Consider the following 16,225-nt stretch of genomic DNA (forward strand, 5'->3'; position numbering starts at 1 on the left):
ATAGCAACAACCGTGCGGCTATCTACGCCTCAGCCTGCAATCGCTCCTCCGCCTCGTCCCGATCCTCCGGATATCCAACGTCGATCCGCCACCCTTCCATCGGGATCGCGTCGATGGTTCGCCCACTCTTGATCAGCAGGTCGATCGCGTCCGACAGTTCGTACTCGTCACGATCCGACGGTTGGACCAGCTTACACGCGTGGAAGATCGCCGGTGAGAACGTGTAGAACCCAGTCATCACCAAATTGCTCGGCGGATCGTCGGGCTTCTCTACAACCTCCTGAATCTCGCCGTAGTCGTTCGTGTCACAGACGCCGTAGCGACTCGCCTCCTCGTACGGGACTTCTTCGACCAAGAACGCGGCATCAGCCCGATCTTCCTGCTGCCGACTGACCACGTCCTCCAGGTTCGCCTGGAAGATGTTGTCGCCGAGCATCAGCATGAAGTCCTCGTCGACGTGCTCCTCCGCCTTTAGGAGCGCGTGTGCCAGCCCCTTCTGCTCACGCTGGTGAGCGTACGTGATCGGCACCCCCTCGAACTCGTCGCCGAAGTGGCTGATGATGTTCTGTTTCTTGTAGCCGACGATGACCACGAGCTTCTCGGCGCCGAGCTCCACCAGCTGCTCGAAGCAGTGCGTGAGGATCGGCTTGCCGGCGACTTCGACCATCCCTTTGGGTTTATCCTCGGTCAGCGGGCGGAGGCGCGTCCCCTCACCAGCCGCGAGAACCACAGCCTGCATGACTTCGGATAGCTTTGCGACATTTAAATAGCTTTAGCATGGCATTCAGACGACCGAACGACCGTACCTCGACACTACGAATCGATCCCGGAGTTACTTGTAACCGAGATCGCGGAGGTGCTGCTCCAGTTCGACGCGTTCTCCCCTCTCGCTCTCCAAATCCGGTTCGCGCGTGTGTTCATCACTCGCCGACGTTTCAACCCACGGAACCTTCTTCACGGTCGGATGGGGGAATCCCTCCGGATGCCCGTACGCACCTCCCTCCCCGAAGGCCTCTCCGTGGTCGGACGTGATGGCAACCCGTTCAGCGTCGATGTTCTCCAGTAGGACTTCGACCTCGTCGAGGACGGTTCGGAGCGTTTCCTTGTACAGTTCGTAGATCTCCTCTCGATCCGCGTCCCCCGTTTCGAGATACTCGTATCCCTCCCGTTCGAGATCAGTCAGCGGCCGATTCTCACGAATAGCTCGTCCGAGATAGGGAAGATGTGGCTGCATGTAGTGAACCATCAACCGATCCGGATCGTCGTTCCTCCCCGCCTCAATGGCATGGTTAGTCATTACGCGAGGAAGGACGATGTTGTACGTGTCGTCGTGGTAATTCTTCCAGATCAGGTCTACACTGTCGAACGCCGACAGATCAACGAGATTCCACCGCGAGAAGTCTACCGGTGTCGTATTGTTTTTCGGTGGGAGAATATCCCGCTCAAATAGCTGGCTGGTATGGCCATTCCCGCTCAGGTACTGTGTTCGCTCTATTTCGTCCTGATACTCCTCTGTGAACGTGTTTGCCATCCACTCGTCGGACTGACTTCCGACGGACCACATCGTATCGACGCTCTCGATGAAATCGTACTCCGACGAAACCTCCCGAAGAGTATCGACACGGCACGCGTCGAGAATCAGGAGTACGTCCCAGTCTCGTTCGTACACGTTCGTCCCGATCGGTCGCCGCGAGGTTACCGCGTACCACAGAACGAGATACCACGTATACACGACGTAAAGCGGGGCCCGGGTCGGATTATTGCGGAATCGCCGACCCATCTCTGCAAGCCACTCGCGGACGTTCGTCTGCATAGATTCGCGGAAGGTAGGAAGAGGCATGAAACGACCGGTCTACTCTCGGAAGATCGGCACCTGAAACGGCAGATTGTCCTCCACAGTGGTCCGGAACTCACGTGACAGCACGAGCAACACGAGGAAGTAGAACCCTGCACCGATACCCACGAGCACGGTCACGAGGGGAAGTGACTCCCCCACCACCGTCCGAAGCGGGTAGACGACTGCCACCATCGCACCGGCCGCGATCCACTGTTTCCCGATCTCCGCCAGCGGAACGACGACGTCCAGCACTTGCGAGGCGTAGTAGTAGCCGAGCACCAACCCGATCGCCGCGGAGATCGTCGTCGCCGCCGCCGCCCCGTACCAGCCGTACTGCCACGTGAGCAGGATGTTCAGGATCAGATTCACTCCGACGAAGACAGCGTTGATACGGAACGTGAGATCTGGACGGTCGACAGCGTCGAGTGTCGTGACGAACTGCCCCTGATAGCCGTACAGCAGACGGGCGAACGTCAGAACCAGGAGGACGTAGTAACCCGTTTCGAACCCCGGACCGTACACCTGGAGGACGATATCGCCGACCAACGCGCCCCCGGCGAGTCCTGGGATGATGAACAGTCCCGAATACGCCAAACTCACTCGAAGGAGCCCTGATATCTCCCCACTAATTCCGGACTCGGAGGAGAGCTCGCTGATTTCGGGGAACAGCGTTCGCTGGATCGACGACCCGAAGATGGAGAACAGCGAGGCGAGGTTCCACGCGATCTCGTAGACGGCGATGACGCTGTTCGAGACGAACACCGCGAGGACGAGCGTGTCCATCGAGAGGAAAGTCCGTCCCTTGATCGAGGCGAGCCACGAGAACTGTGCGTAGGACTTGAGTCGCGAGAAGTCGCGTTTCGACGGGACCGACAACGACGTCGATACGAAGTACGCGCCGAGGGCTGCACCTACGACTGCTCCAGCGACGTATCCGGCGAACGCGCCTGCCACCCCCGCACCTGAGAGCACCAACAGAACCTGGACGATACTTCGGCTCGTCCACTCGACCGGGGTGAGGATGCTCGAGACGTGTACCAAGTGCTGGGCATCGAGAACGGACTGGACGAAGTTCGCCGCGAGTCGAACAGCCAGGAGGACGATCAAGACCCACGTCGCTTCGATCTCCATGTATCCGTTCAGGTACGGGCGAGATACCCAGAGGCAGATCGCGACGACAGTGTACAGGCCGGATTGGACGACGATGCCGGCCGAGAGGTAGTTCCCTTCCGCGGACTCACTGACCCGCTTTTTCACGGCCGCAGTAACTCCGAGGTCGCCAGCGATCGCGACCCACGCGAGCACCGACAGAACCACGACGTACGTCCCGTACCGCTCTTGACCGAGCGTGTTCGTGAGGACGATAGTGGCGACGAATCCCGAAAACGACATCACCAGCCGCGACAGGAAGTTCACCATTGAGGTGCGGCCGTATCTCATGAAGGATCACGTAGGGTTCGGCGACGCGGAGACGTTCCGAGCGGAACGGTATCAATACCGCGCTTTATCCCAACACCGAAACCAGTGATGGGTACCTCTAGCGATGTTGGGGAGACGACGACACGCCTTTACCTCCTTCAGACTTCCACACCCCCATGCACCTCTCCATCGTCGGCAGCGGCTACGTCGGCTCCACGATCGCCGCCTGTTTCGCCGACCTCGGCCACGACGTCGTCAACATCGACATCGACCAGTCGATCGTCGACACGATCAACGCGGGCGAAGCCCCGATCCACGAGGACGGGCTCCCCGAGCTCGTCGACGCCCACGCGGGCGAGAACTCAACCAACCGCCTCCGGGCCACCACCGACTACGACGCCGTCCTCGACACCGACGTGACGTTTCTCTGTCTCCCGACGCCGCAGGCCGAGGACGGGAGTATCGACCTCTCGATCATGGCCGCCGGCGCGGAGCAGCTGGGCGAGACCCTCGCCGCGAAGGACGACCGCCACACCGTCGTCGTGAAGAGCACCGTCGTCCCCGGCACCACCGAGGAGGAGATCGCGCCACTCCTCCAGACACCCTCCGAGCGAGCCGACAGTGGCACCGTCGGCGTCGGCATGAACCCCGAGTTCCAGCGGGAAGGAACCGCCGTTCACGACTTCCGCCACCCGGACAAGCTCGTCCTCGGCGCCGACGACGAGCACACGCGCGAGGAGATGCACGCGGTGTTCGCCCCGCTGCTCGAGGAACACGACGCGCCGGTCGTCGAGACCGACACCCGGACTGCGGAGATGGCGAAGTACGCGAACAACGCCTTCCTCGCCTCGAAGGTCTCGCTGATCAACGATCTCGGGAACATCTGCAAGCGGTTCGACATCGACGCCTACGAGATCGCCGACGCGATCGGCCTCGACGACCGGATCGGCGACCAGTTCCTGCGGAGCGGCCTCGGGTGGGGCGGTAGCTGCTTCCCGAAGGACACCCGCGCGATCATCCACGCCGCCGAGGAGGCGGGGTACGAGCCGCCGATGCTGAACGCCGCGATCGAGGTGAACGACGGCCAGCCCGAACGACTGCTCGAACTCCTCGACGACCACATCGACGTCGACGGAGAACGCGTTGCCGTCCTGGGGCTCGCGTTCAAACCCGGCACCGACGACATCCGGAACGCGCGCTCCATCCCAGTGATCGAGGGTCTCCAGGAACGGAACGCGACGATCGTGGCCTACGACCCCGTCGCCGCCGACGAGATGCGCGAGCGCTTCCCGGAGATCGAGTACGCCGACTCGGCCGCCGACGCACTCACGGACGCGAGCGCGGCGCTGATCGTGACCGAGTGGGACGAGTTCGCCGCGCTGGACGAGGAGTTCGAGGCGATGGCGCGCAAACTGGTCGTCGACGGCCGCCGTGTCGACCTCCCGATCGAGGAGCGCGACCTCGAGTACGAAGGGCTCTGTTGGTAACTGTCTGCCCACTCGATCGGACTGGCTCGTCGTGAGTTCGTGGTGACGTGGCCCTGTCGACTCGACGTGAACTGCCGAGAAACGAGTCCGAAATGAGAAACATCTCCATACCCAGGAGAACGGACGATTCTTTCGCCTCAGCGTTCCTCGGACCCGGGAGACAGTCTTCATAATCGGATTCCCGCTCCGCAAGTGCTGTACTCGTGGGTTTCGAGAGGTGAGCATGGCCAAACGCGTCGCGATACGCGAGGCGCTCAGGCAGTAGCCGGGGAAAATGAGCGAGAGAGTCCTTCAGTCGCCAGTTCGGAGAGTTGCACGACTCTGTCGAGAATTCGGTAACCGAACGAGGGAAACCGATTATGAAGAAATATCGGGCATCTTTCGCGGTCGTTCCCCGATCCCACGACCACGCGATTCTCCGAATATCGCCATTCCTGAGCATCTACCGGCAGGGTTTCACCTTTCCCAGGGATCGTACTACTTCCTGTTTGGCCACACGACACCAACCTACTTGCGGGGATCTCGGCCGATTATAGAAAGTACGAGGTGAAAACCCACGGCTTTAGCCGTGGGATGAAACCGACAACTGGGAACTAAACCACGCAACAGTAGCAGGCTGACTCCCCAGAGTTTAAGAAATACTAGTGCTTCATATAATATATGGAGGTGCGGCGTACTGTCCCAGTTGCGCTCAACGTAGACAGCGACGACGCCGCACTCCTCGAAGACACCGTAGACACCTTCCTCTGGTCGGCACAGTACGTCGTAGACCACGCTTTCCAGGGCGAGTACGTCACCACCAGCAAGACCACGCTGGACGACGAAACCTACGACGATGTGCGCGAAGCCACGGATGGATTCAACGGTGGACTGGTACAAGCCGCTCGGAACAAGGCCGCCGAAGCCTGCAAAAGCGTCGTCGCACGCTGGAAACAGGGTAAGAAAGCCTCGAAACCTACGTTCACCAGCCCACACGTCGTCTACGACCATCGCACCGCCACCTTCCACGACGACTACGTGAGCCTCGCCACCACAGACGGACGCATCGAAGCCGACTACGTACTGCCCGACGAGGATAGTAACACACCGCACTCAGAGTACCTGTTTTCAGACGAGTACGAAACAACGGGTGCGGAACTCCACTATCACGACGGCGACTGGGTGCTTCACATCCACTGCAAGAAGGAAGTGGAGTCTGACACGCCGGCACAGGCAACCACTGAGAACGGAACGGTTCTCGGGGTTGACCTCGGCGTGAACAACCTCGCCGTCACATCGACGGGCACGTTCTGGACGGGCGACGAGTTCGACCACTGGCGCAGGGAATACGAGAAACGGCGTGGCGACCTCCAGCAATGTGGGACGCGATGGGCGCACGAGAATATGCAGTCCGTCGGACGGAAAGAGGAAGGGCGGTTCAAGCTCATGATGCATCGAATCGCCAACGGACTCGTCACGGAAGCCCGCGAGAACGAGTGTTCGGTAATTGTGTTCGAGGATTTGACCGACATTCGTGAGCGGACTGGTGCGTCGTGGGAACACAAGTGGGCGTTCGACCGCCTCTACAACTACGTTGAGTACAAGGCCGAAGAATACGACATTTCGGCCAAGCAGGTTGACCCCGAGAACACGTCGCGGCGATGCTCACATTGCGGACTTACTCATCCCGACAACCGCGACGGCGAGGACTTCGAGTGTCTGAAGTGTGGCTACCAGAACCACGCGGATTACAACGCTTCGAAGAACATCGGATTGCGGTATCTCCGTCGCAACCAAACTGGAGGCGACGGAGGCGCACCCTTGGGCGTGCGCTTGAACAGCGGGACAGTGAACGTGAACGGAGGCTATTCTCCTGCCACTACTAGTGGCTAGAACGGGAGTCCACGCTGAATCCCACGGCTTCAGCCGTGGGTAGCTCAAGACCGGTCGTAGCGCGTGTTTCGACGGCGATGAGGATTCATAATCGGTCCCCGTCGTGTGGTTTTGGAGGATCTGGAAATATGCACCGTGCTCAGCATACTGCCACCCTCAGCGGGTTCGAAAACCGTCGAGACTCGGTCGTTCAGGTGGATCTCGTGAGCCGGAACACGTGAGGACCGCTACGCGGGGGCTCCGGATCGGTCGTACGACTCCGGATCGTCTCGAAGCGACAGGCGGACCTCGATATCGTCGAACGGGACCACTGGCTGCTTCGAAGACTACGCAGACGCGCCAGTCCGGTCCCCACTCACGTCTCCGGGGAACTGCAACGAGAAGTCGATGCTCGTCGCTCCCCCACGGAGGACCGGCTTCTTGCTCGCGCCGTCCTGTTCGAACTCGACGACGCCGAGATCTTCCAGCTCCTCCAGGTTCCGGTGAACTTCTTTGTAGTCCCGGTCGACGGCTCGTGCAGCCTCGCTGATGCTCGCCGGGGCCTCCTCGACAATTGCCTCCAGTAGCTCGAGGTTCGAGGTCCGCATCAGCCGAGCGACGTCGGCGTAGCTCTCGAAGTCCAGCACGAACCGGTCGTCCTGCTCGACTGCGTCGCCGGTCTCGCCATCGAGCGCTCGCTCGAGCCGCCCACGGCCCGCCTCGCGGAGTTCGTCGCGCTGTCCGTACGTGATTTTTAGCGTGTCGGTGGTCATGGTATAGGACCAAAATGTCGTACGTCGGAACGCGTACGGACCGCTACGCGGGTGTTTCGGATCGGTCACCTGACTCCGGATCGTCTCGAAGTGACAGGTGGACCTCGATGTCGTCGAACGGGACCACTGGTCGCTTCGAGCGGCCCTCCTGTTCGAACTCGACGACGCCGAACTGTTCCAGCTGATTCAGGTTCCGGGAAACGTCTTTGATGTCCCGGTCCACCAGCCGCGCCGCCTCTCGCATGCTCGCGGGCTCCTCCCGAGCGATTGCGCGGAGGAGCTCGATAGCGCGCGGGCTGAACACGCGCATGAGTTCGTCCGGATCCTCAAACGTGACCCGACTCGGCGGCGTTTCGTCCGGAAGGTTACCTTCGAGGGCAGCAGCCATCGCATCCTCCGTTCGATCCATGGTCTCCTCCAGTGTGCCGACTGTCACGACGAGTGTGTTCTGTGACATGGTTGCTCCGTAGGTGGCACCCACCGACAGAACGCCCGGCCCTATGGCCCGAGTACGCCGATCTCCCAGCGAAAGCGGGCTTGTACCTCGATGTACCCTGGGAAGTCGTATCCATCATCCAGTCCGTCTGCCGTGTGCCGTTCGTGGACGCCGTGGGAGTTATCGTATCGGACGATCGTGTCGCCGCCGACTGTGCCATAGTGAAGCCGGTATTTCACACCATCGGGGAACTTCTCCGAGTCCGGAACCGCGAGGATTCGGATTCGGACGATCGTGTTCCCCTCCGGCTTGAAACTCTCGTCGACGATCTCCATGACATCGTCGGCAGGTGCCATCTACAAGCTGTTGGTACTCACCCCATCACGATAAGTGTTGGGACCAAACCCAACGATTGCCGGGTGCCACCGGACAGGGGGTCAGCATCCGCATACCGCCCGCCCCAAGTAGAAGCCTTTTCACTTCACCCCTCACCACACGCTAAACGACATGCCCGATCCCGAGCGCGTCACCGTCCTCCTGCCCACCTACGACGAGGAGGCCACCATCGGCGACTGCGTCGACGGGTTCCGCGAACAGGGGTTCGACGACGTGCTCGTGATGGACGGCAACTCCGACGACGACACCCGCGAGATCGCCCGCGACCACGGCGCCCGCGTGGAGATCCAGTCCGCCTCCGGCAAGGGGCAGGCGATCCGCGAGGCCGTCCGGGAGCATATCGACCGCGAGTACGTCCTCATGGCCGACGGCGACGGCACCTACCAGCCGGCGGACGCCGAGCGCATGCTCGCGCCGCTGGACCAGGGGTACGAGCACGTCATCGGCGACCGCTTCGCCGACATGGAGGACGGCGCGATGACCCGCCTCAATCAGATCGGCAACGGGCTCACCAACCGCCTGTTCAGCTTCATCCACGGCGAGAGCTTCGAGGACATCCTCAGCGGCTACCGCGCGTTCAGCCGCGACTCCTTCGGCCGCCTGAAGCTCTCGGCCGACGGGTTCGGGATCGAGACGGAGATGGCCGTCGAGTGCGCCAAGCAGGGGATCCCCACGACGGTCGTCCCGATCACCTATCTCGAGCGTCCCGCGGGGTCGAACACGAACCTCCACCCGGTCCGGGACGGCGGGATCATCTTCCTCGAACTGTTCCGGCGCGCGAAAACGAACAACCCCCTGTTCTACTTCGGGAGCGTCGGCGTCGTCTCCGGGCTCGCCGGCACGGTGATCGCCGCCTTCGTCGCGATCGAGTGGTTCGTCTACGGCGTTCCCCACCAGATCTGGGCGCTCGCCGGTGCAGCGGGGATCATCCTCGGCGTCCAGCTCCTGATGTTCGGCGTGCTCTCGGACCTGATCCTCACCCTCCACCGCGAGCAGCTCGACCGGATCGAGTCCATCACCGCCGACGATTGACGAGGTCGACGGCACGTGGAGGCGTCGACGGCTGACGATGTTGCCGGCCCGGTGAGCCGTCGACATCCGTAGCCGGCGTGTTTTTCCCCGCCCGCGCCCGACCGACGGGTATGACCGAGTACACCACCGTCTCTATCCCGACCGAGCTCGCCGACCGCGTCGACGAGACGATCGAGGGGACGAGCTTCTCGAGCACGAGCGACCTCGTTCGCTTCCTGCTGCGCAGTATCGTGATCAAACACCAGGAGCGCGGGGAGCTCACTGAAGCGGAGTTCGAGGAGATCGCCCAGCAACTCGAGGATCTGGGGTATCTCGAGTGAAAGGTCGCTGACTGCGCCGAGCCAGTTCACGGTGCAGTCTTGCGGTTCTCTGCCCATTTCTCGTTTATCAGTATCTAGTATCAAACCACGTAATATCTATCCACTTATATAGCGACGTATTGGCATGGAGTGTAATGTCCGAACTCAAGTCGTACCTGGCTGACAACCCGAAGATGATGGGCGTGCTGTTCACGATGCTACTGTTCCTCTCGCAGGCCGGCACTGCGATTGCCGGGAACGCCAAGCCCGTCGCTGGTCCGTAAACTGAGGGATCGTTAAGGTCGTCTCACGCCAAATCCGATAACCACGTTAGCTCGCCCTCGTAGCGACCGAGATCCTCCTCAGAATCGTCTAACAGACTCTCGAGATCCTTGTAACGCACCTCGCCGAGAATTCCCGGTGCAAGGTGGTGACGATTGTCGTCACCCAGTGCCATCGATGCCATCCCACCGGTGCTCAGGTCACTGTCTGGATACACCCGAACCCGGGCGACGTACTCGTCACCGTCTTGTTCAATGTCGGTGATCGACGCACCGATACTCTCACCCTGAACGACATCGACGTCCCCGTCGCCGACCACCGAGTACTGTCCGCCGACGAACGACTGCTCGCTCGCCACGTTGATCGCCGAGTGGATCGGGAACCCGTGGTTCAGCAGCTTCACCATCGCTTCCCCGACCCGCGTCGCACCACTGTTGACCACCTCGGTCAGCGTCACGACGCCGCCGACGGCGCCGTTCTCGAGCAGCGCTATCCCCTGATCGTACGACGCACAGCCGTTGAGGAAGAACGCGTCGACGCCGACCGAGTCGAGTTCGCGCGCGTCCAGCCGGCCGTCCGTACACTCGAACCCGTCGTGCTCGATGTGACCGACGTAGTGGAGGAACTCCCGATCGGTCTCCAGGACGGCTTTCAGTCGGTCGGTGGTGAGGTTGCGGTACACCCGGAGGTCGAACGGGAACTCCGTGTCGTCGCCGTACACCTCCTCGGCGACGGTCCCCTCCTCGTCCATCCCCTCGTCGTTGACGACGACGGTGACGCCGATCTCTTCGGACGGCGTGTGTTCGAGTCCGTTACGGTAGCCGTCGACCGACGCCTTCGTCGCGCCGACCGGGACGCCGTCGTCGGCCCAGACCGTCTCGAACGCGCCGGTCGGCTCCGGATCGACCAGATCCGGCAACGGCCCCTCGGGTTTCTGTGCGCGCTCCATCTCCGTACTGCGCGCGGTGCTGCGCGTCGGCCCCGCGAGCGTGTCCGCGCTCGGCGCCGAGCCGGCGCGCGCGAAGTCGAACAGCGAGTCGGTCTGGACCTGCTCGGCGGTCGTCGCCTCCCCCGCGGGCGTGCGGATCGTCGCCAGATCGTCGAGCAGGTACGGGAGCAGTTCGGCGTTCTCCGGGTCGGGCGCGACGTAGCCGGCGGTTTTCCACTTCGGCACGCAGTCGGCGATCCGCTCGTAGGGGATCGAGAGGTAAGCGTCCAGCTGTTCCGAGAGCGACCGGCCGTAGAGATCGGCCCAGTCGAGGTCGACCAGCGCGTCGACGTCCTCACGCTCGGCCAGATCGATCTCGTAGAACCCCTCGGTGCGGGCGACGCAGTCGAACAGGACTGTCTGCTTGAGCGTCTCGCCGACCGTCTGTTCGAACCCGTTGGCGCCGTCGAGCCGGTAGCTGAACCCGTCTTCGCCGACGAGCCGGGGGACCGGCCCGGGAACGATCTCGGCGCCGAGGTAGAACGCCAGCGGCGCGACCGGATAGACGAAGCGCAGCCGCGGCGGCGCCTCGATCCGGACGCCGGCGTCGGCCGCGGTCATCCCGTCGGGGATCTCCAGCTCGTCGCCGAGTTCGATCTCCGGCGGGTGGCCACGGAGCGTGGGGTAGGAGCGCTCGACGGAGGTCGTCTTCAGCGAGGAGGACATCGCCGACACTGCGCGCATCATCTCGCGGGGCTCCCCAGTCGTCGTGATCGTCCCCGCGGGGTGGTTGTGCCGGGAGCGCCCGGCGACGAACAGATCGCCGTCGGTGCCGATCGTCGTCGTCATCCCGCTGGTCTCGACGTGCAGCGACCCCTCGATCCGGACGTACAGCTTCACCGGCTGCTCGAGTTCGATCAGGTACTCGCCGGGGTCAAGGTCGACGCCGTCGGCCCGATCCATCTGGGCGACCACGTCACCGTCGCCGTTCCGGATGAACGTCGCGACGTAGCTCCCCAGCGTGATGCTCTCGGTGTCGATCCGCGCGGTAGCGTCGACTGGGAAGTAGAACCGCTCGCCGTCGATCGGCTCCGCGGCGGCCGGCTCGGGCATCCGCAGCACGCACTGGCGCTGCTCGACGCTGTCAGTGACGTGCAGCGAGGTCCCACGGGTGGCGATGTCGATGCTCACCGGGAGGCCACCCCCCACGGAGCCGGATACCCGGGTTTCGCCATCTACCTATCGATGTTGATGCTTTGGCTATAAAGGCTTCGTCGCGACGGGGACTGTTCCGAACTGTATCACGACCCGCCGCGCCGAACGGGATCAGTCCGCCAGTTCGCTCGCCTCGCGGTGCCAGCGCCGCAGGCGCTGTTCGGAGATGCCGGTCACGTCCGACAGCAGTTCGGGGCTGGCGGTCGCGAGCGAACGAATCGAGGTGACGCCCGCCTCCGCCAGCCGGTCGGCGTAGCTCTCGCCGACGCCCGAGATCTCGGTCAGCGGCGTCGGCTTCGATCGCTCGCGCCACGCGGCCTCGGCTGCCATCGGGTCGCCGCTCCCGTCGGCAGTAGTCGAGGCGTCCGCCACCCACGCCGCCTTCCCGTCCGACTCGTCCGGCTCCTCCGGCGTTTCGGGGGCGGTGGCCGACTGGTCGACCCACGCGGCCTCCTCGTCCGTCCCATCATCGGTCGCTTCCGTCTCGTCCGTCGGTTCGGTTTCGTTGGTCGACTGCTCGATCCACGCCGCCTCTTCGTCCGTCTCCTCGTCGGCGTGGACCGTCTCGACCTCGCTCTCCTCCCCGTGGCTGGAGGCGACCCACTCGGCCTCGTCGTCTTTGAGCCCCCGGACCTGCTCGGACCGGCGGTCGAGATCGCCGTCGTTGTCGAACGACCACGGCAGCGAGTGGTGGCGGCGGATCTTCGCGGCCACGCCGGGGTTGACGCCCGCTTCGGTCAGCATCCGGTAGGACACCTCCTTGTCGGCGACGCCCTGCGCCGAGAAGCCGGCCGCCGTGATGGCGTCGGCCGTCGCCGGACCGACGAACTTCAGGTCGGTCGGCGCGTCGACCGAACGGCGCTCCTCGCCGTCGACGTCGGCCATCAGGTGCTCGAGCAGGCGGGTCACGTTGGCACTGGATCGTGCCCAAAGGCACTTGAAGCTTTGTGTGAATACCCGCCGATGCGCCGGCGTAGAGACGCTGTACGCGGGATCGATCGGGTTCTCGAAAGCTCGCTGTCGGGCGGTTGTCGCTACCCTTACGGTGCTGCCGGGCCCAGCGCCGACCATGTACGGACTGGCGGACGTGGAGACGGTCGGTGTCGTCGGCGCCGGGACGATGGGCGCCGGGATCGCACAGGTCGCCGCGACCGCGGGCTACGACGTGGTGATGCGGGACGTCGAGCAGTCGTTCCTCGACGACGGGTTCGAGACGATCGACGACTCGCTCTCGCGGCTGGTCGGGCGCGACGCCCTGACCGAGGCGGAGGCCGAGGACGCGAAAGCGCGGATCACGGGCACCACGGAGCTCGACGACCTCGCCGGCGCGGAGATCGTCGTCGAGGCCGCGCCCGAGGAGATGGAGCTCAAACAGTCGATCTTCGCCGACCTCGACGACGTTCTCGACGAGGGGGCGCTGCTCGCGACCAACACGTCGACGCTGTCGATCACGACCATCGCGAGCGCGACCGAGCGCGCGGACGCGGTCGCCGGGCTCCACTTCATGAACCCCGTCCCGATCATGGACGGCGTCGAGGTCGTCACCGGCGAACGCACCAGCGACGAAGCGACGGCGCTCTCGCACGCGTTCGCGGAGGACCTCGGGAAGGAGACGTGGGAGTCCGACGACAAGCCCGGCTTCGTCACGAACCGCATCCTGATGCCCTGGATCAACGAGGGGATCCGCGCGTTCGACGAGGGCGTCGCCGAGAAGGAGGATATCGACCGCGGGATGACGCTCGGGACGAACGTCCCGATGGGGCCGCTCGAACTCGCGGACCACATCGGTCTCGACGTCTGCCTCCACGCGAGCGAGACGCTCCACGAGGAGTTGGGTGACCGCTACACGCCGGCGTACCTGCTGAAGCGGAAGGTCGAAGCCGGCGACCTCGGCAAGAAGACGGGACGGGGCTTCTACGAGTACGAGGAGTAGTCGGCCGCGACGACCGGGTCGACCGACTACGCTTTCGGACCCTTTTTGCCCCGCTCGGCCGACCCCTCACGCATGCACGTCCGCATCGGCGACGGTGCCACCGACGAGGAAGCGTCGGCGGTCGCCGCCGCGCTGGCCGAACATCTCGGCGTCGACATCGAGGTGCTGGTCGGCGACGCCGACGAACCGGCCGCCACCGCCACGGCCCCCGAAACCGAGTACCCGCTCGACGACGACCTCGGCCCGACCGAGCGCGAGCGGAAGCTCCGCGAGGAGATCGAGGAGATCCTCGGTGGCGGCCCCGAGAAGTACAAACAGCGCCTGCCCGAACAGGGGAAGCTGTTCGTCCGCGACCGACTCGATCTCTGGTTCGGCGAGGACGGCGAGGGCGGCCCCGGCGACGCGGACCGCGAGGACGCCGCCGACGGGATCCAGTTCGAGGACGGGAAGTTCGCCGCGTTCGACGAGTGGCATCCCGACTCCCCCGAGGTCGAGGAGTACGACGAGGGCAACCGCCTGCCGGGCGACGGCCTCCTCACGGGAGCGGCGACGTTCGAGGGCCGGGACGTCCACTGGATGGCCAACGACTTCACGGTCAAGGCGGGGTCGATGGCCGAACGCGGCGTCGAGAAGTTCCTCCGGATGCAGCAGCGCGCGCTCAAATCCGGCAACCCAGTGCTGTACCTGATGGACTCCTCAGGTGGTCGGATCGACCAGCAGACCGGCTTCTTCGCCAACCGCGAGGGGATCGGGAAGTACTACTACAACCACTCGATGCTCTCGGGGTACGTCCCGCAGATCTGCGTGCTGTACGGCCCCTGTATCGCGGGTGCGGCGTACACCCCCGTCTTCGCGGACTTCACGATCATGGTCGAGGGGATGAGCGCGATGGCGATCGCCTCACCGCGGATGGTGAAGATGGTGACCGGCGAGGAGATCGACATGCAGGACCTCGGCGGTCCCGCCGTCCACGCCAAACACTCCGGCAGCGCCGACCTCGTCGCGGAAGACGAGCAGGAGGCCCGCGAGTACGCCGCGAAGCTGATGGAGTACCTCCCCGACAAGGCGGGTGAGAAACCACCGCGTTCGGAGCTCGAGAACCCCACGTTCTCGCCGGAGGGGATCGACGAGGTCGTTCCGGACAACCCGAACAAGGCCTACGACGTGCACGATCTGCTCGACCGGATCTGTGACGCCGAGTCCGTCTTCGAACTCAAACCGGAGTACGGCCAGGAGATCGTCACCGCGTTCGCCCGGATCGACGGCCGGCCCGTCGGGATCGTCGCGAACCAGCCCGACCACCGCTCGGGCGCCATCTTCCCCGACGCCGCCGAGAAGGCCGCGGAGTTCATCTGGACCTGCGACGCCTACGAGATCCCCCTGCTGTACCTGTGTGACACCCCCGGCTTCATGGCCGGCTCGGGCGTCGAGAAGGACGCGATCCTCGAGAAGGGGAAGAAGTTCATCTACGCCACCTCCTCCGCGACCGTCCCCAAGCAGACCGTCGTCGTGCGCAAGGCGTACGGCGCGGGGATCTACGCGATGGGTGGGCCCGCCTACGACCCCGAGAGCGTCATCGCGCTCCCCTCCGGCGAGATCGCCATCATGGGCCCGGAGGCGGCGATCAACGCGGTGTACGCCAACAAGCTCGACGAGATCGACGACCCCGAGGAGCGCAAGCAGCGCGAACAGGAGCTCCGCGAGGAGTACCGCCAGGACATCGACGCCCACCGGATGGCCAGCGAGGTCGTGATCGACGACGTGGTGCCGCCGTCGACGCTCCGCCAGGAGCTGGTCAACCGCTTCGCGTTCTACGAGGACGTCCAGAAGGAGCTGCCCGACAAGAAACACGGGACCGTTCTCTAGCTCCCGGATAACCGGAGTCAGGCGGGGGCTACCCGCCCTTACGCTGTGATTACTCTTGGCGTTCCGTCCCGATCTGTCGACCGACGATGGTCGACGACTCCGGCGCTCCGGGACGGCGAACGCTGTTCCAGCAGGGCGTCGACGGCGTGCTCTCGCGCCCGCGGACGCTGTGGGCCCTCGCCGCGCTCGCGATGGCGCTGGACGTCGCGATCACCGGTCTCGGCCTCTCGATCGGCCTCGCGGAACGCAACCCGCTTGCGGACGCGACGATCGACGCCGTCGGCCTCTTCGGCGCCGGCGTGGTTCTCAAAGGCGGAGCCCTCGCGGTCGGCTACGCCGGCTGGCGGCTGCTCCCGCGGTTCGTCCCGGGGACGGCCTCCCTGCGGAACCTCGTCCCGCTCGGGGTGGCGCTCCCCTCGTGGATCGCCGTCGGGATCAACACGGGACTGGTGCTCTCGGTGATATGAGTCC

At 64.0% G+C, this 16,225-nt stretch carries 15 protein-coding genes and 1 pseudogene; 8 read left to right on the plus strand and 8 right to left on the minus strand.

Translation table 11 applies throughout. The features are described from left to right. Positions 1 to 22: 22 nt before the first annotated feature. The 3 genes from aglF to B4589_RS14310 all read right to left on the minus strand — a co-directional run bounded on the left by aglF (position 23) and on the right by B4589_RS14310 (position 3,256). Positions 23 to 739, minus strand: a complete 717-nt coding sequence (gene aglF / locus B4589_RS14300) for a UTP--glucose-1-phosphate uridylyltransferase AglF (RefSeq protein ID WP_079234898.1) — start codon at positions 737 to 739, stop codon at positions 23 to 25. A gap of 93 nt (positions 740 to 832) precedes the next feature. Further along, positions 833 to 1,813, minus strand: a complete 981-nt coding sequence (locus tag B4589_RS14305) for a sulfatase-like hydrolase/transferase (protein ID WP_079234899.1) — start codon at positions 1,811 to 1,813, stop codon at positions 833 to 835. Positions 1,814 to 1,852: 39 nt separating this feature from the next. Beyond that, positions 1,853 to 3,256, minus strand: coding sequence for an oligosaccharide flippase family protein (locus B4589_RS14310; RefSeq protein WP_079234900.1), 1,404 nt, complete (start codon positions 3,254 to 3,256; stop codon positions 1,853 to 1,855). A gap of 176 nt (positions 3,257 to 3,432) precedes the next feature. Between B4589_RS14310 and aglM the strand changes: the two genes are divergently transcribed. Together aglM and B4589_RS14320 are read left to right on the plus strand one after the other, a co-directional pair. Beyond that, positions 3,433 to 4,743, plus strand: coding sequence for a UDP-glucose 6-dehydrogenase AglM (gene aglM, locus B4589_RS14315; protein ID WP_079234901.1), 1,311 nt, complete (start codon positions 3,433 to 3,435; stop codon positions 4,741 to 4,743). Between the two features lie 660 nt (positions 4,744 to 5,403). After that, positions 5,404 to 6,658: pseudogene (locus B4589_RS14320) on the plus strand (RNA-guided endonuclease InsQ/TnpB family protein). Between the two features lie 283 nt (positions 6,659 to 6,941). Here the strand turns inward: B4589_RS14320 and B4589_RS14325 are convergent. The 3 genes from B4589_RS14325 to B4589_RS14335 are packed head-to-tail and all read right to left on the minus strand — an operon-like array spanning position 6,942 to position 8,159. After that, on the minus strand, positions 6,942 to 7,367 hold the full coding sequence (locus B4589_RS14325; RefSeq protein ID WP_079234903.1) for a transcriptional regulator: 426 nt from the start codon (positions 7,365 to 7,367) through the stop codon (positions 6,942 to 6,944). A gap of 43 nt (positions 7,368 to 7,410) precedes the next feature. Then, positions 7,411 to 7,824, minus strand: a complete 414-nt coding sequence (locus tag B4589_RS14330) for a transcriptional regulator (RefSeq protein WP_079234904.1) — start codon at positions 7,822 to 7,824, stop codon at positions 7,411 to 7,413. A gap of 41 nt (positions 7,825 to 7,865) precedes the next feature. Further along, on the minus strand, positions 7,866 to 8,159 hold the full coding sequence (locus B4589_RS14335; RefSeq protein ID WP_079234905.1) for a DUF6516 family protein: 294 nt from the start codon (positions 8,157 to 8,159) through the stop codon (positions 7,866 to 7,868). 151 nt (positions 8,160 to 8,310) lie between these two features. Here B4589_RS14335 and aglJ point away from each other — a divergent pair, with 151 nt between their 5' ends. The 3 genes from aglJ to B4589_RS18260 all read left to right on the plus strand — a co-directional run bounded on the left by aglJ (position 8,311) and on the right by B4589_RS18260 (position 9,814). After that, positions 8,311 to 9,231, plus strand: coding sequence for an S-layer glycoprotein N-glycosyltransferase AglJ (gene aglJ, locus B4589_RS14340; protein ID WP_079234906.1), 921 nt, complete (start codon positions 8,311 to 8,313; stop codon positions 9,229 to 9,231). A gap of 110 nt (positions 9,232 to 9,341) precedes the next feature. Next, a complete protein-coding gene (locus tag B4589_RS14345; protein WP_079234907.1) occupies positions 9,342 to 9,551 on the plus strand; it encodes a ribbon-helix-helix domain-containing protein in 210 nt (69 codons plus the stop codon). A 134-nt stretch (positions 9,552 to 9,685) separates the two neighbouring features. After that, positions 9,686 to 9,814, plus strand: a complete 129-nt coding sequence (locus B4589_RS18260; RefSeq protein ID WP_255246102.1) for a hypothetical protein — start codon at positions 9,686 to 9,688, stop codon at positions 9,812 to 9,814. A gap of 23 nt (positions 9,815 to 9,837) precedes the next feature. On the opposite strand, the gene B4589_RS14350 is transcribed toward B4589_RS18260, so the two are convergent. Both B4589_RS14350 and B4589_RS14355 read right to left on the minus strand, forming a co-directional pair. Further along, positions 9,838 to 11,931, minus strand: coding sequence for a hypothetical protein (locus tag B4589_RS14350; protein ID WP_079234908.1), 2,094 nt, complete (start codon positions 11,929 to 11,931; stop codon positions 9,838 to 9,840). A 135-nt stretch (positions 11,932 to 12,066) separates the two neighbouring features. Then, positions 12,067 to 12,864 (minus strand): helix-hairpin-helix domain-containing protein, encoded by a 798-nt coding sequence (locus B4589_RS14355; RefSeq protein ID WP_143414358.1) that lies wholly within the window; start codon positions 12,862 to 12,864, stop codon positions 12,067 to 12,069. Positions 12,865 to 13,024: 160 nt separating this feature from the next. On the opposite strand from B4589_RS14355, the gene B4589_RS14360 reads away from it, so the two are divergent. The 3 genes from B4589_RS14360 to B4589_RS14370 all read left to right on the plus strand — a co-directional run bounded on the left by B4589_RS14360 (position 13,025) and on the right by B4589_RS14370 (position 16,221). Beyond that, on the plus strand, positions 13,025 to 13,888 hold the full coding sequence (locus B4589_RS14360; protein WP_079234910.1) for a 3-hydroxyacyl-CoA dehydrogenase family protein: 864 nt from the start codon (positions 13,025 to 13,027) through the stop codon (positions 13,886 to 13,888). Positions 13,889 to 13,960: 72 nt separating this feature from the next. Further along, on the plus strand, positions 13,961 to 15,754 hold the full coding sequence (locus tag B4589_RS14365) for an acyl-CoA carboxylase subunit beta (protein WP_079234911.1): 1,794 nt from the start codon (positions 13,961 to 13,963) through the stop codon (positions 15,752 to 15,754). 86 nt (positions 15,755 to 15,840) lie between these two features. After that, positions 15,841 to 16,221 carry a hypothetical protein gene (locus tag B4589_RS14370; protein WP_079234912.1) on the plus strand — a complete coding sequence of 127 codons (381 nt, stop codon included), beginning with the start codon at positions 15,841 to 15,843 and terminating at the stop codon, positions 16,219 to 16,221. Positions 16,222 to 16,225 lie beyond the last annotated feature (4 nt).

It is taken from the genome of Halolamina sp. CBA1230, from assembly GCF_002025255.2.
Taxonomy (GTDB): domain Archaea; phylum Halobacteriota; class Halobacteria; order Halobacteriales; family Haloferacaceae; genus Halolamina.

Excerpts from the sequence above, each read along its gene's own strand:
- aglF (WP_079234898.1), bottom strand. The coding sequence starts at position 739 with ATGCAGGCTGTGGTTCTCGCGGCTGGTGAGGGGACGCGCCTCCGCCCG.
- B4589_RS14305 (WP_079234899.1), bottom strand. The coding sequence starts at position 1,813 with ATGCAGACGAACGTCCGCGAGTGGCTTGCAGAGATGGGTCGGCGATTC.
- B4589_RS14310 (WP_079234900.1), bottom strand. The coding sequence starts at position 3,256 with ATGGTGAACTTCCTGTCGCGGCTGGTGATGTCGTTTTCGGGATTCGTC.
- aglM (WP_079234901.1), top strand. The coding sequence starts at position 3,433 with ATGCACCTCTCCATCGTCGGCAGCGGCTACGTCGGCTCCACGATCGCC.
- B4589_RS14325 (WP_079234903.1), bottom strand. The coding sequence starts at position 7,367 with ATGACCACCGACACGCTAAAAATCACGTACGGACAGCGCGACGAACTC.
- B4589_RS14330 (WP_079234904.1), bottom strand. The coding sequence starts at position 7,824 with ATGTCACAGAACACACTCGTCGTGACAGTCGGCACACTGGAGGAGACC.
- B4589_RS14335 (WP_079234905.1), bottom strand. The coding sequence starts at position 8,159 with ATGGCACCTGCCGACGATGTCATGGAGATCGTCGACGAGAGTTTCAAG.
- aglJ (WP_079234906.1), top strand. The coding sequence starts at position 8,311 with ATGCCCGATCCCGAGCGCGTCACCGTCCTCCTGCCCACCTACGACGAG.
- B4589_RS14345 (WP_079234907.1), top strand. The coding sequence starts at position 9,342 with ATGACCGAGTACACCACCGTCTCTATCCCGACCGAGCTCGCCGACCGC.
- B4589_RS18260 (WP_255246102.1), top strand. The coding sequence starts at position 9,686 with ATGTCCGAACTCAAGTCGTACCTGGCTGACAACCCGAAGATGATGGGC.
- B4589_RS14360 (WP_079234910.1), top strand. The coding sequence starts at position 13,025 with ATGTACGGACTGGCGGACGTGGAGACGGTCGGTGTCGTCGGCGCCGGG.
- B4589_RS14365 (WP_079234911.1), top strand. The coding sequence starts at position 13,961 with ATGCACGTCCGCATCGGCGACGGTGCCACCGACGAGGAAGCGTCGGCG.
- B4589_RS14370 (WP_079234912.1), top strand. The coding sequence starts at position 15,841 with ATGGTCGACGACTCCGGCGCTCCGGGACGGCGAACGCTGTTCCAGCAG.